This window comes from Flavobacterium sp. TMP13, assembly GCF_050847115.1.
GTDB lineage: Bacteria > Bacteroidota > Bacteroidia > Flavobacteriales > Flavobacteriaceae > Flavobacterium.
This window is the reverse complement of record NZ_CP193656.1, coordinates 1,209,361-1,223,091: the sequence shown is the minus strand read 5'-3', so window position 1 is coordinate 1,223,091 and position 13,731 is coordinate 1,209,361. Positions and strand designations below refer to the sequence as shown.

General features: G+C 35.1%; 14 protein-coding genes. 11 read left to right on the top strand and 3 right to left on the bottom strand.

The window, feature by feature from the left end; all coding sequences use genetic code 11:
• Positions 1-263: 263 nt before the first annotated feature.
• From hemA to ACRASX_RS05250, 10 genes are all read left to right on the top strand, one after another.
• Entirely contained in the window at positions 264-1,523 is a 1,260-nt protein-coding gene (gene hemA, locus ACRASX_RS05295; protein WP_432222669.1) for a glutamyl-tRNA reductase, read from the top strand.
• A 134-nt stretch (positions 1,524-1,657) separates the two neighbouring features.
• Positions 1,658-2,584, top strand: coding sequence for a hydroxymethylbilane synthase (gene hemC / locus ACRASX_RS05290; protein ID WP_432222668.1), 927 nt, complete (start codon positions 1,658-1,660; stop codon positions 2,582-2,584).
• A gap of 12 nt (positions 2,585-2,596) precedes the next feature.
• Positions 2,597-4,339: a TrkH family potassium uptake protein gene (locus tag ACRASX_RS05285; protein ID WP_432222667.1), complete on the top strand. Its 1,743-nt coding sequence runs from the start codon at positions 2,597-2,599 to the stop codon at positions 4,337-4,339.
• Between the two features lie 10 nt (positions 4,340-4,349).
• Complete coding sequence (locus tag ACRASX_RS05280; RefSeq protein ID WP_066312298.1) at positions 4,350-5,057, top strand: potassium channel family protein; 708 nt, start codon at positions 4,350-4,352, stop codon at positions 5,055-5,057.
• Positions 5,058-5,060: 3 nt separating this feature from the next.
• Entirely contained in the window at positions 5,061-5,717 is a 657-nt protein-coding gene (locus tag ACRASX_RS05275) for a uroporphyrinogen-III synthase (RefSeq protein WP_432222666.1), read from the top strand.
• Between the two features lie 60 nt (positions 5,718-5,777).
• On the top strand, positions 5,778-6,803 hold the full coding sequence (gene hemE, locus ACRASX_RS05270) for a uroporphyrinogen decarboxylase (RefSeq protein ID WP_066312294.1): 1,026 nt from the start codon (positions 5,778-5,780) through the stop codon (positions 6,801-6,803).
• A gap of 56 nt (positions 6,804-6,859) precedes the next feature.
• Entirely contained in the window at positions 6,860-7,243 is a 384-nt protein-coding gene (locus tag ACRASX_RS05265) for a hypothetical protein (RefSeq protein ID WP_432222665.1), read from the top strand.
• Complete coding sequence (hemF, locus tag ACRASX_RS05260; protein WP_066312292.1) at positions 7,240-8,142, top strand: oxygen-dependent coproporphyrinogen oxidase; 903 nt, start codon at positions 7,240-7,242, stop codon at positions 8,140-8,142. Before ACRASX_RS05265 ends, hemF begins: the two co-directional genes overlap by 4 nt.
• Positions 8,143-8,498: 356 nt before the next feature.
• Positions 8,499-9,497, top strand: a complete 999-nt coding sequence (gene hemB, locus ACRASX_RS05255; protein WP_432222664.1) for a porphobilinogen synthase — start codon at positions 8,499-8,501, stop codon at positions 9,495-9,497.
• Between the two features lie 261 nt (positions 9,498-9,758).
• A complete protein-coding gene (locus ACRASX_RS05250; RefSeq protein ID WP_066313493.1) occupies positions 9,759-10,187 on the top strand; it encodes a c-type cytochrome in 429 nt (142 codons plus the stop codon).
• Positions 10,188-10,266: 79 nt separating this feature from the next.
• On the opposite strand, the gene ACRASX_RS05245 is transcribed toward ACRASX_RS05250, so the two are convergent.
• Both ACRASX_RS05245 and ACRASX_RS05240 read right to left on the bottom strand, forming a co-directional pair.
• Positions 10,267-11,871, bottom strand: coding sequence for a fumarate hydratase (locus ACRASX_RS05245; RefSeq protein ID WP_432222663.1), 1,605 nt, complete (start codon positions 11,869-11,871; stop codon positions 10,267-10,269).
• Positions 11,872-12,098: 227 nt separating this feature from the next.
• On the bottom strand, positions 12,099-12,638 hold the full coding sequence (locus ACRASX_RS05240) for a GNAT family N-acetyltransferase (protein WP_066312284.1): 540 nt from the start codon (positions 12,636-12,638) through the stop codon (positions 12,099-12,101).
• A gap of 88 nt (positions 12,639-12,726) precedes the next feature.
• Here ACRASX_RS05240 and ACRASX_RS05235 point away from each other — a divergent pair, with 88 nt between their 5' ends.
• The gene (locus ACRASX_RS05235; protein ID WP_432222662.1) at positions 12,727-12,978 is read left to right on the top strand and encodes a hypothetical protein; all 252 of its coding nucleotides are present in this window, start codon (positions 12,727-12,729) and stop codon (positions 12,976-12,978) included.
• On the opposite strand, the gene ACRASX_RS05230 is transcribed toward ACRASX_RS05235, so the two are convergent.
• Positions 12,975-13,718 (bottom strand): YoaK family protein, encoded by a 744-nt coding sequence (locus tag ACRASX_RS05230; RefSeq protein WP_066312282.1) that lies wholly within the window; start codon positions 13,716-13,718, stop codon positions 12,975-12,977. The genes ACRASX_RS05235 and ACRASX_RS05230 overlap by 4 nt on opposite strands.
• Between the last annotated feature and the right edge of the window lie 13 nt (positions 13,719-13,731).

Here is a 13,731-nt window from a genome sequence, read left to right as displayed (position 1 = left end):
ATTTACACACTTCTTTAAATTAAAATGAACTTCAAGCGATATAAATGACGTTGCAATTGTATTCAATTTTAGTCTTGTTATTTAGAATGTATCTATATAAGTTGATTTGTTAGCTATCGAAATCACTACGAAATCTATTAAAAACAGTGTTTTAGAAGTATTTCGGAACAAATAATCTCGTAGCGATACAAAAAGCCCCTCTAGCGTTGTTTTTATAAAATACTTAGTAATAATTTTGTTGAACTTTTTAAGGAAAGTATAATATGGAAAATTTCAATATGTCCAAAAACACCACTTTTTACGCTTTAGGCCTCAGCTACAAAAAAGCAGATGCAACAATTAGAGGAAAGTTTAGTTTAGATGCCAAAGCACAATCCATACTACTGATGCAAGCCGAAGCCGAAGGGATTGAAGCTTTAATAGTTACTTCGACTTGTAATAGAACCGAAATTTACGGATTTGCGAACCACCCTTACGAACTCATCAAATTACTTTGTGAAAACAGCAACGGTACGGTAGAAGAATTTCAAAAAGTCGCTTATATTTATAAAAACCAAGACGCTATCAGTCATATGTTTCGAGTAGGAACTGGACTAGACAGTCAGATTTTGGGCGATTTTGAAATTATCAGTCAAATTAAAAATGCCTTCAATCAAAGTAAATCCAATGGTTTGATCAATACTTTTATGGAGCGCTTAGTTAATTCGGTAATACAAGCGAGTAAAAAGATAAAGAACGAAACTCAAATTAGCTCCGGAGCCACTTCTGTTTCCTTTGCTGCAGTTCAATATATTACTAGAAATGTTCCTGATATTGCTAATAAAAATATTCTGCTTTTTGGAACTGGTAAAATTGGAAGAAATACCTGCGAAAATTTAGTTAAACATACCAAACACGAACAAATAACTTTAATTAACAGAACCAAGGATAAAGCTGAAAAATTAGCTGCAAAATTGGACTTAGTAGTTAAAGATTATGCCGATTTACAGTTGGAATTGCAAAAAGCAGACGTAGTTGTAGTGGCTACTGGCGCTCAAAACCCTACGATTGACAAAGCAATCTTAAATTTAAAGAAACCGTTGTTGATATTAGATTTATCGATTCCTAAAAACGTGAACGAAAACGTAACCGATTTAGATCATGTTACTTTAATTCACATGGATTATTTGTCTCAAATGACCGATGAAACATTAGAAAATAGAAAAAGACACATCCCTGCTGCTGAAGATATTATTGAAGAAATCAAAGAAGAGTTCAATTCTTGGACTAAAGGCCGAAAATTTGCTCCAACTATTAATGCACTGAAGGCCAAACTGAACGAAATTAAAAATTCAGAATTAGATTTTCAAAGCAGAAAAATTGCTGGTTTCAACGAAGAACAAGCCGAGATCATCACGAACCGATTGATTCATAAAATAACAACTCAATTTGCCAATCATTTGAAAGACGAAAATACGTCGGTAGATGAAAGCATTGAATGGATTGAGAAAGTATTTAAAATTGAAGCCGTAATTAAATATTAAATTTCGAAAGCAATTTCGTCTGGCACTTATTTTATTCCATCAAATACAATTTAAAACAACCATTAATGAAGTTAAATTTCTTAATGGTTTTATTATAAAAACCAACTGCTCAACGGCATTTGTAAAACCTAAAAATGACAAAGAAAACAATACGTATAGGAACGCGTGACAGCGAATTAGCATTATGGCAAGCCAACACTGTTGCAAATAAATTAAAATCCTTGGGTTACGACACCGAAATTATCGCTGTCAAATCGACGGGAGACATTATTTTAGACAAACCCTTATACGAATTAGGCATTACAGGTATTTTTACCAAAACACTAGACATTGCAATGCTGAACGGAAGCGTTGATATTGCGGTGCACTCTATGAAAGATGTGCCAACTGCATTACCAAAAGGCATTGTACAAGCTGCTGTTCTAGAACGAGCTAGTACTTTAGACATTTTGGTTCATAAAGGAAATCTTGATTTTTTAACTGCAAGCGGAACTGTAGCAACTGGAAGTTTGCGTCGTCAAGCACAATGGCTCAGTAAATACCCTGAACATAGCGTAGTTGATTTGCGTGGAAACGTAAATACAAGAATGCAAAAATTAGAAGATAACGACTGGAACGGTGCTGTTTTTGCAGCGGCTGGTCTAGAACGAATTAACCTAAAACCAGGCAACTTTATCAATCTCGATTGGATGATTCCCGCCCCGGCTCAAGGTGCGATGGTTGTTGTTGCTATGGAAAGTGATAATTATGTTTTGGATGCTTTATCGCAATTAAACGATATCGAAACCGAAATTCTAACCTATATTGAACGTCAATTTTTACGAACTTTAGAAGGCGGTTGTACCGCTCCAATTGGTGCTTTAGCAACGTACAATGAAGACGAAGATACCATTCATTTTCAAGGCGTTCTATTCTCTTTAGATGGAGCACAAAAAATCGAAATCGACAAAACGGTTCCCATTGAAGAGTGGAAAAAGTTGGGTTATCATTCGGCTCAAGAAGTTTTGAGTAACGGTGGAACTAGTTTGATGATAAGCATTCGCAATGATTTAAAAAAGTAATTTTATCTCATTATGAAAAAAGAATCCCTACTTAATTACTTGTATCGCTTTTTCGATATTATCGTATTGCTGTTTATAGTTTTTGATTTTGGGTATGATTTTCAGGATAATTATAACTCACCTCATGTCGTTGCATTAATATTACTTTCAGTTGGATTATTGGCTTTTAATTCATTTAAATATTACAATTACACATTTAAAAGTAATAAAAGGGTCGTGTTGATCAACATGATTATTCTGTCTTTTCTTTTAATAGTAGCTGCTATAATTTGGTTTCTTAATTACTCGCTTCCCTCTTATTACGCTTTACAAAAAATTAAACCCGTTATTGAAGGCGGTTTAATCTTTTACTTCTTACTTCGATTGATGGTTTTAGTTCGTCATATTTATGACATTTATTTTAATCCCACTATTGTATTTGTGGGAAGTTTTATGATTTTGGTTCTAATTGGAGCGTTTTTATTAATGCTTCCAAGTGCAACTACTGGTTCAATCACTTTTACCAATGCGCTTTTTACCGCTACTAGTGCCGTTTGTGTGACGGGTTTAACGGTAGTAGATACGGCAGTAGACTTTACAATTGTCGGACAATCCATAATTATTGTTTTAATTCAACTCGGCGGAATTGGTATTTTAACTTTTACCTCCTTTTTTGCTTTTTTCTTCAGAGGAAGTTCTTCGTTTAAAGAAGGCTTAAATACACGAGATTTTATTGCTAATGAAGGGCTAAGAGATGTTTTTAGAGCGGCTCTCAACGTGGTTGTTTTTACGGTAGCAGTTGAATTAATTGGAGCGCTATTCATTTATTCTTCAATTATCGAAAATTCAATTATCGAACATAAATTATACTTTTCTATATTTCACTCCATCTCTGCCTTTTGTAATGCAGGATTTTCTACTTTACCTGGAGGTATTTTAAACACAACGGTTAAGTTTAATTATTACCTGCAGTGGATTCTGATGCTCATGATTATACTGGGTGGTTTAGGCCATAACATTGTTTTTAACTTTTTTCATTATTGGAAAACGTATGTGTTTGAACTTTTTGACAAAAAAATAATTCATAAAAAAGTTAGAATTATCACCTTAAATACTAGAATTGTACTTTATACCACCCTAATTTTATTAGTAGGAGGTTCGATATTTCTTTATATTTCTGAATACAACCATACTTTATTGCAACATGATACCGTTTTCGGAAAAATAACTTCGGCAGCTTTTAATGCAGTCTCGCCAAGAACAGCAGGATTTAGTGCAACCGATTATGCAGAAATGGGCCTTCCATCGCTTCTTTTTATAATTTTTTTAATGTGGATTGGTGGTTCACCAGCCTCAACAGCCGGTGGAATAAAAACGAGTACTTTTGCATTAGCGACATTGAATATTGTTGCCGTTGCCAGAGGAAAAAGTAGAATCCAATTGTTTGGTCGAAGAATATCAGCAGATTCTACTTCTCGCGCCTTTGCTATTTTATCCATATCGTTAATCACCATTGGTCTTTCTATTATGGGTGTACTGATTTTTGAACCAGAAGGAACGTCAATATTAACGGTAGCTTTCGAGTGTTTTTCGGCTTACAGTACTGTAGGGTCAAGTATCAATTTTACGCCGACACTTACCGAGCCGAGTAAGTTTGTGATCATTCTAACTATGTTTATTGGTCGTATAGGAATGCTGAATTTAATGGTCGGATTACTGCGTAGATTGAACCATCAGTTTTACGAATATCCGCGGGAAAATATATTAATTAACTAAACTTGTTTAGATGAAAATAATCGTTTTTGGTTTAGGAAATTTCGGAATGTCATTGGCTATAAGCCTTACCGAAACAGGAAATGAAGTTATTGGTGTAGACAAAAATATCGAGAAAGTGAATCTTGTAAAAGATAAAATTTCACATGCCATTGCGATGGACTCTACAAACGAACTGTCTTATGAAGCTCTCCCTCTAAAAGATACTGATAAAGTAGTGGTTGCTATTGGAGAAAATGAAGGTGCCGCAATCATCACAACCGCAATTATTAAGAAATTGAGCGATGTGAAAATTATCAGTAGAGCTTTGTCGCCTATTCACGATACGGTTCTTGAGGCTATGGGAATTCATAGTATTGTTCATCCTGAACAAGAATCAGCAGATCGATTGACCAAGCAAATTAATTTTAAATCTACTTTAGAAAATTATCAATTGGATGATAATTATACGATATCCGAAGTAAAAGCAAAGCCAGAATTCTTTGGTAAAACATTAGCAGAATTAGACACCATCGATAAATATCGTTTAACTTTGATCACGATTATTCGAAAGAGAGAAAAGAAAAATTTAATAGGTAAAAAATCGATCGTAAAAGAATCAATTGGCCGTCCCGTTCCTTCTACTGTTATTTTACAAGATGACATTTTAGTGGTTTACGGCTACAATAAAGATATAGAAACCTACTGTTTAGATCAAGAAGAATACCAAAAAAGAAGCTAGAACATGATTCAGATACTATCCACAAAAACACTTTTACACGATCAAAAAGAAGCCTTGGTAAATGCTGATTTCAATGTTATTGAAGTCGATTTTATCAAGACTCAAAGCAATCCGTTTACATTAAAAGAAATTAATGATAATTTAATTTTTACGAGCCAAAACTCAGTTCAAAGTTTCTTGCTAGATCCAAAATCAGCAGAACTAAAATCTAAGAATGTGTTTTGCGTAGGTTTAAAAACTAAAATCATGCTTTCTGAAAGTGGTTATAATGTGGTCGCTTACACCGGTTACGCAGACGATTTGGCAGAGATAATTACTTTAATTTACAATAGTGAAAGCTTCACTTTTTTTAGTGGAAGTCTAAGAAGAGAGACCCTGCCAAAAGCATTAAAAGGCGCTAATATCAAATTCAATGAAATTCAAGTTTATGAAACTACATTGACTCCTCAAAAAATAAAAACACCAGTAAAAGCTATTTTATTTTTTAGTCCGTCTGGAATCGAAAGCTATTTGAAAGACAATAAGATTACAAATGAAACTTGTTTTTGCATTGGAACTACAACCTCAAGCGCTCTAGAAGGAATAACTAAAAATGTAATAGTGGCTACGCAACCTACAATTGAAGATGTGATTGAAGAAGTAATTGCAGAGTACAGATAATTATGTTTAAAGATTCTTTAAACAACAAAAAATAATGAAAACGATTTAAGACAATAAATTATGATTAAGAACGACTTATTTTTACGCGCATTAAAAGGAGAAACTGTGCAACGTCCACCTGTTTGGATGATGCGTCAAGCCGGAAGATATTTGCCAGAATTTATTGCTTTACGCGATAAATACGACTTTTTTACACGCTGTAGAACCCCAGAACTTGCTTCTGAAATTACGGTTCAACCGATTCGTAGAATTGCTCCTGATGCTGCTATTTTATTCTCGGATATTTTGGTAGTTCCTCAAGCGATGGGTATTGAAGTACTGATGAAAGAAAATTTTGGTCCGTTTGTTCCAAATCCGATTCGTTCGATGGAAGATGTACACCGCGTATATGTTCCAGACATTCAAGAAAGTTTAGGTTACGTAATGGATGCCATTAAACTGACCAAAGAAATGTTGAACGACGAAGTGCCTTTGATTGGTTTCGCTGGTTCTCCATGGACTATTTTATGTTATGCTGTCGAAGGTCAAGGCTCTAAAAGTTTTGACAAAGCCAAAGGATTTTGTTTCTCAAATCCGGCTGCAGCACATACCTTATTGCAAAAAATCACAGATACCACTATTTTATATTTAATTGAAAAAGTAAAAGCTGGTGTTGATGCCGTTCAGATTTTTGACTCTTGGGGCGGAATGCTTTCTCCGGTTGATTATCAGGAATTTTCATGGAAATACATCAACCAAATCGTTGAAGCTTTAGCTGATCATGCTCCCGTTATTGTTTTCGGAAAAGGATGTTGGTTCGCTCTAGGCGAAATGGGTAAAAGTAGAGCTTCGGCATTAGGTGTAGACTGGACTTGTTCGCCAACTAATGCACGTTACTTATCTGGTGGAAAAATCACCTTGCAAGGAAATTTTGATCCTTCACGATTACTTTCTCCAATTCCAACCATCAAAAAAATGGTCCACGAAATGATCGACGAATTTGGAAAAGACAAATACATCGTAAACTTAGGTCACGGAATTTTACCTCATATTCCAGTTGATCACGCCAAAGCATTTATTGATGCGGTGAAAGAATACGGACAGTAAGAAAAATATATTCCTGCAAAGTTTAAAAGCCTTGCAGGAATTTTTAAATTAAAGCCATGCTAAACAAAGGTTTAAGAGACGAAGAAAGCACCCGAATTGAGAACACGCTACGCATATTGCATTCACTTACATTTGTGCCAAAATATTGGATTTTTGAAGATCTCAGTGAAATTGACGGTCAACTAAAAAATTTTGGTTTAAGTCTAGAAACGCTTATTGAATCAGAACCCAATGAAATGATCACTTTACTCTCAAGATGCCATCTCGACTGGAATCAAAAAGAGCAGTTTGCTGATGTCTTGATTTTTCTATCGAAAGAAAATCAGTTCCAATTTACCGCAAAAGCATTGGCACTTTACGAACACATTCAAACTGAAAGTGCTACGTTTTCATTCGGAATTAACACTAAAATCACTTCTGCTAAAGCGAAACTACAATGAAAAATAAATTTTACGCATACATACAAAACTTACAAGACCAAATCGTAGCAGGATTAGAAGCCGTTGAGGGTCAAGCTAAATTTCGCGAAGATCTTTGGGATCGCCCAGAAGGCGGAGGCGGAAGAACACGTGTCATCGAAAATGGAAACGTTTTTGAAAAAGGCGGAGTGAATATATCTGCTGTTCACGGAAAATTACCGGAAGCCATGCAAAAGATGTTTGGCGTTGGAGAAGCCGATTTCTTTGCTTGCGGACTGAGTTTAGTGATTCATCCTAAAAGTCCGATGGTGCCCACAGTGCATGCCAATTGGCGCTATTTTGAGATGTACGACGACAACGGAACCGTAATTAACTCGTGGTTTGGTGGTGGACAAGATTTAACGCCCTATTATTTGTTTGAAGAAGATGCCGAACATTTTCACCAAACGTGTAAAACGGCGTGCGACAAACACAACCCCGAATTTTATCCTAAATATAAAAAGCAATGTGACGATTATTTCTGGAATGCACATCGTCACGAAGCCCGCGGAATTGGAGGCTTATTCTTTGATTATTGCAAAGCAACTCCAGAAACTAGCATGGAAGATTGGTTCAACTTTGTTTCGGAAGTTGGAAATAGTTTTCTAGAAGCTTATGTGCCAATTGTAGAAAAAAGAAAAGCAGTAGCTTATACTCCTGAAAACAAAACATGGCAAGAAATTCGTCGTGGTCGTTATGTAGAGTTTAACTTAGTTCATGACAAAGGCACTTTATTTGGTTTAAAAACTAACGGAAGAATTGAGAGTATTTTAATGTCCTTGCCTCCGCACGTGCAATGGGTTTATGATCATCATCCGGAAGTGGGAAGTCACGAAGAAAAATTAATTCAACTATTAGAAAATCCAATTGATTGGTTGTAATTTAAAATAAACAAATCCTTAGAACTCGCTACGGATTTGCGTTGTACCGCTAGTACATAAACTATCTTATTTCTTTGAAATTTAAGCGATTCCAAAAAATAAGTATCAATCAAAACAAAATTTTACTTTAAAAAAGTCACTTCAAATTGAACCTTCAAAATCTTTAAAACTGAAGTCTGATTATGATTTTTATCAGCTACAATTAGTTCAATTTTGTCTAACTTTGTTATTCTAAAATAGTGTAAAAATTTACATTCAAAATAAAATTACCCTAAAAACAATAAAATTTATAACGAGATATAGCAGGAATATAGCAGCTTTTCATCTTATAAATTCAAAATATAAAATTCAAAAATATGTTTCCATTACACAGAGGTCGCAGATTAAGAACCAATGAATCCATACGAAGTTTAGTTCGCGAAACCAGTTTAAGTCCGTCTGACTTTATGTTTCCGATGTTCGTTGCAGAAGGAGAAAATGTAAAAATAGAAGTTGCTTCGATGCCTGGAATTTTTAGACGTTCGTTGGATTTAACTATAGAAGAAGTAAAAGAATTATACGCTGTAGGAATTCGTGCTGTGAATATTTATGTAAAAGTAAGCGAGGACTTAAAAGACAATACTGGAAAAGAAGCTTGGAATCCGGATGGATTGATGCAAAACACGATACGTGCTATTAAAAAAGCATGTCCCGAAATGATCGTAATGCCAGACGTTGCCCTAGATCCTTATTCGGTTTATGGTCACGACGGCATAATTGCCGATGGAGATGTAGAAAATGATAGTACCGTTGCGGCTTTGGTACAAATGGCCGTTTCTCATGCAGCAGCTGGCGCTGATTTCGTAGCTCCAAGCGACATGATGGATGGTCGTGTATTGCGCTTACGCGAAGGTTTGGATGCTGCAGGATTTATAAATGTGGGTATTATGAGTTATTCGGCTAAATACGCTTCGGCATTTTACGGTCCGTTTCGTGATGCTTTAGACAGTGCGCCTAAAAAATCAGACGTGATTGTTCCTAAAGATAAAAAAACATATCAAATGGACTACGCCAACCGGCTAGAAGCCATTAAGGAAGCCATTTGGGACGTAGAAGAAGGAGCAGACATGGTAATGGTAAAACCTGGAATTGCTTATTTAGATATTGTTAGAGAAGTTAAAAACGCCGTAAACGTGCCAGTAACCGTTTTTCATGTTTCTGGAGAATATGCAATGATTAAAGCGGCAGCAGAAAGAGGTTGGTTAAACAACGATCAAATTATGATGGAGCAATTAATGTGTATTAAAAGAGCGGGTGCAACATTAATTTCGACCTATTTTGCGAAAGAAGCTGCTATTCTTTTGAATAAAAAATAATGTTTTTTACAATCGATTTCATTCGAAATTTAAATAAAATAACGAAACAGAGAAACCTCTTAATCATACCAAAACAAAGATTATTTCAAATAAAATATTAACTTTATCTGATAAAGTAGATTTTTTTGAGGATTGAAAATAAAAATTTCAGCACATTATTTTAGTGTAAATTACTGAAAGTCTTATTCAAAGATTAATAATCTTTATTAAACCAGTGTCAAACTCAACCTTGAAAAAATGAGGTTGGTAAACTATAAAAAAATGAAAAAAATAATTTTAGCAGCAGCGTTTTTTGCAATTGTTTCTTGCAAAAAAGAATCTTCAAATGAATCGTTCGGTACAGGAACGGCAACAGAAGCACCAACGGAAACAACAACAGAAGTAACTCCAGAAGCAACAGCTGAGGTAATGACTCCAGAAGCTTTAGGAAAATCTATTGTGGAAGGAAAAGGGAATTGTTACACTTGTCACCAAGTAGACAAAAAAGTAATTGGACCAAGTATCAAAGAAATTGCTCAAATTTACAAAGATAAAAACGCTAATATGGTAACGTTTTTACTAGGTAAAGGAGAACCTATTGTTGATCCAAGTCAGTATGAGGTAATGAAAACAAACTTTCCGGTTACTAAAGCAATGACTGACGCAGAATTAGCTGGAATTGAAGCTTATTTTCAGAGTACTTTGAAATAATAAAAATAATTGAATTATAAAAAAACCGCCTAAAGTAAAATTTAGGCGGTTTCGTTGTTATATGAGCTATTCGATATTCTTATAAATTCTCGAAGAAATCATTTCCTTTATCATCTGTGATAATAAATGCTGGGAAATTTTTTACCGTAATTTTACGAACGGCTTCCATTCCTAATTCTTCAAAATCAACCACTTCTACTTTTACAATGTTGTCTTGAGCTAGAATGGCTGCGGGTCCGCCAATAGATCCCAAATAAAATCCACCGTACTTATTACAAGCTTCTTTTACTTGTGTCGAGCGATTTCCTTTGGCTAGCATAATCATACTTCCACCATTCTTTTGAAACTCATCTACATATACATCCATACGCCCTGCAGTCGTTGGTCCAAAACTTCCAGACGCCATGCCTTCTGGTGTCTTCGCTGGACCTGCGTAATACACAGGGTGATTTTTAAAATAGTCTGGCATTGGTTTTCCAGCGTCTAGTAATTCTTGAATTTTCGCATGAGCAATATCACGTGCTACGATCACAGTACCATTCAATTTTAAACGTGTTTTAATTGGGTATTGTTTCAATTTCGCCAGTATTTCTGCCATCGGCTGATCCAAATCAATTTCGACAGGCGCTTCTAAATGGGGTGCGGTCTCTGGTAAAAATTGTTTCGGATTCACTTCTAATTGTTCCAAGAAGATTCCGTCTTTATTAATTTTTGCTTTAATGTTTCGATCGGCCGAACAAGAAACGCCTAAACCAACTGGACAAGAAGCAGCGTGACGCGGTAAACGAATGACACGTACGTCGTGTGTAAAGTATTTTCCTCCAAATTGTGCTCCAATGGCACTTTCTTGGCAAATTTGCTGTACTTTCTCTTCCCACAAGATATCGCGAAAAGCTTGTCCGGCCATATTTCCTGAAGTTGGCAAATGATCGAAATAACCTGCAGAAGCCTTTTTAACAGCCGCTAAATTCGCTTCAGCAGAAGTTCCGCCAATTACCAAGGCTAAATGATAGGGTGGGCAAGCAGACGTTCCTAAATCCTTTATTTTTTCACGGACAAATTCATCCATTGCTTTATCGTTTAATAACGATTTTGTTTTTTGATATAAAAAGGTCTTGTTGGCCGAACCACCTCCTTTTGCCATGAATAAAAACTCGTAAGACGCTCCCTTTTTAGCATAAATATCAACTTGTGCCGGAAGATTAGAACCCGAGTTTTTTTCTTCAAACATCGAGATCGGCACAATTTGAGAATAGCGTAAGTTGCGTTTTTGATAGGTGTTATAAATACCTTTACTCAACCACTCAGCATCATCAACTCCAGTATATATGTTTTCTCCTTTTTTACCCATCACAATCGCTGTTCCTGTATCTTGACAGCTTGGCAATTGACCTTCGGCAGCAACACTAGCATTTTGCAATAAATTATAGGCTACAAAACGATCGTTATCTGTTGCTTCGGGATCGTCTAAAATTTTTCTCAGCTTTTGCAAGTGTGACGTACGCAACATAAACGAAACGTCGGTAAATGCTTCTTCGGCTAATAACTCTAAACCTTTGGGATCAACGGTTACAATTTCGCGATCGCCCAATTGTTCTACTTTTATAAAATCAGAAGTGATTTTTCGGTATTCGGTATCGTCTTTTAAGATCGGATACGGATCTTGGTATATAAAATCTATCATTATTTTTAATTTTCACAAATATAAAAAAAATAAGCTCCTTAGGTCGGATTTTCACCAATGGGATGAGTCTAAATTATTACCAAATTAGAAAGCCTAAAGCTATAGAAATGGCACTGTTTTATGTTATCGCACTATTCAAAACTATTAAAATAAAAACAGTTAAGTTTTATGAATACCAATTGTTTAGATTGCACTCTTAACTATAAGCTGCACTTATAAATCAATGGTTATTCTTTTTTTAAAAAATCTTTCCTTTCGATTCTGTACCAGTTCTCATCTTCACCGTGGTAATCGAAATTTTCGATAAATCGCATTCCAATTTTTTTTAGAATTTTATTCGATCCCGCATTATCAACAGCAGCTAAAGCGTAGACTTCTTTAAAATCGAGTTCTTCAAAAGCGTATTTTAAACAGGCCGAAGCCGTTTCAGTTGCAATTCCTTTTCCCCAAAACCGTTTCTGTAATCGATAGCCGATATCGTAAAAGTCTTTATGATTGTTCGTTTCTTCAGTTATAAATTTAATTCCGCACCAACCCACAAATTCTTTAGTTTTTTTGTCCACTACAGCCCATCTTCCAATGCCGTAATCCAAATACTGCTGTCTAATGGTACTAATAATTACAGCAGACTCGTCTTTGATTGAAACTGTTTTATTTCCTAAATATTTATGAACTTCAGGATCAGCATCCAATTCGAACATTCCGTCCACATCGCTCGGAAGTAGTTCTCTTAAAATAAATCTTTCGGTTTCTGCAAATACTTTCATTGTACATTTTTTAAGTGATCCACGTATTCCATTACTAATACAAACACCTAACTCGCATTATAAAACGCGAGCTAGGTGTTTAAATTTATTGTATACTAGTATAGTTTATACCATTAAACTAGTAACTAAGAACAAAACGATTAACGCGATGGCTACGTATTTGGTGTATTTACTGTTTCTCATTTTAGTACAATTGAAGGTTAGAATTAGAGAAGCAATATATACATTTTTTAAAATAAAATGGATTTTACGCTCACAAAAGAAAGCAACTTTTACCGCTATTTTTTACCGAAGATTAGCACCGCAGCGTATGATTCGTTATAAAGAAACCATTATTTAATGGTACGATCGTTTGTCTTTCAGATTGTAATTTCGTTTCCAATGCAACAGTTTAAATCGCAAAGTATCATAATACAAGCCCATAATTAACATAAACGCTGGTATAAGTAAAACATAAAAACTGAAATAAGGATATAAAATTCCGCCAAGTAAACCTCCGAAAAAGAAAAAGAGAATGATGCGCAAGCGCAGTTTAATAGTAGAGATCAGCTTGACTTGTTGCTCTTTTTGTTTGTAGAAAAATAATTGAGAAAGTTCGATTCCTAAATCTGTAAAAAGTCCTGTTAAGTGGGTCGTTCTCACGACTGCGTTGGAAATTCGTGTGACCAGTGAGTTTTGCAATCCCATGGCAAAAAGCAAACTAAACGCTATTAAATTTGGGTTGTCTTTTATGAGAATGTGACCCAAAAATGCAATCGCAAACAAAATAACACTTTCAATCAGTGTTGGAATAACAAATATAAATCGTTCGTTTTTTAAGGTAATAATTTCGACTAATAGACTGGAAAAAAAAGAACCCAAGAAGAAGAACAAGATGTAAAAAAAGTAAATAAAACTTTCAGAAAAATTAAGCTTAAAAACCTCATCTACAAAAAACGCAAAGTGTCCCGTTACATTTGTCGTTAACCGCTGCACCGATAAAAACCCGACAACGTTTACAATTCCTGCCACACACGAAAGCAAAGAAGCAATTTTTTTATTGTGGTTTAATGTTCTTGTCTTTCCTCGGTGTCTAAACATTGTTTTGTTGGTC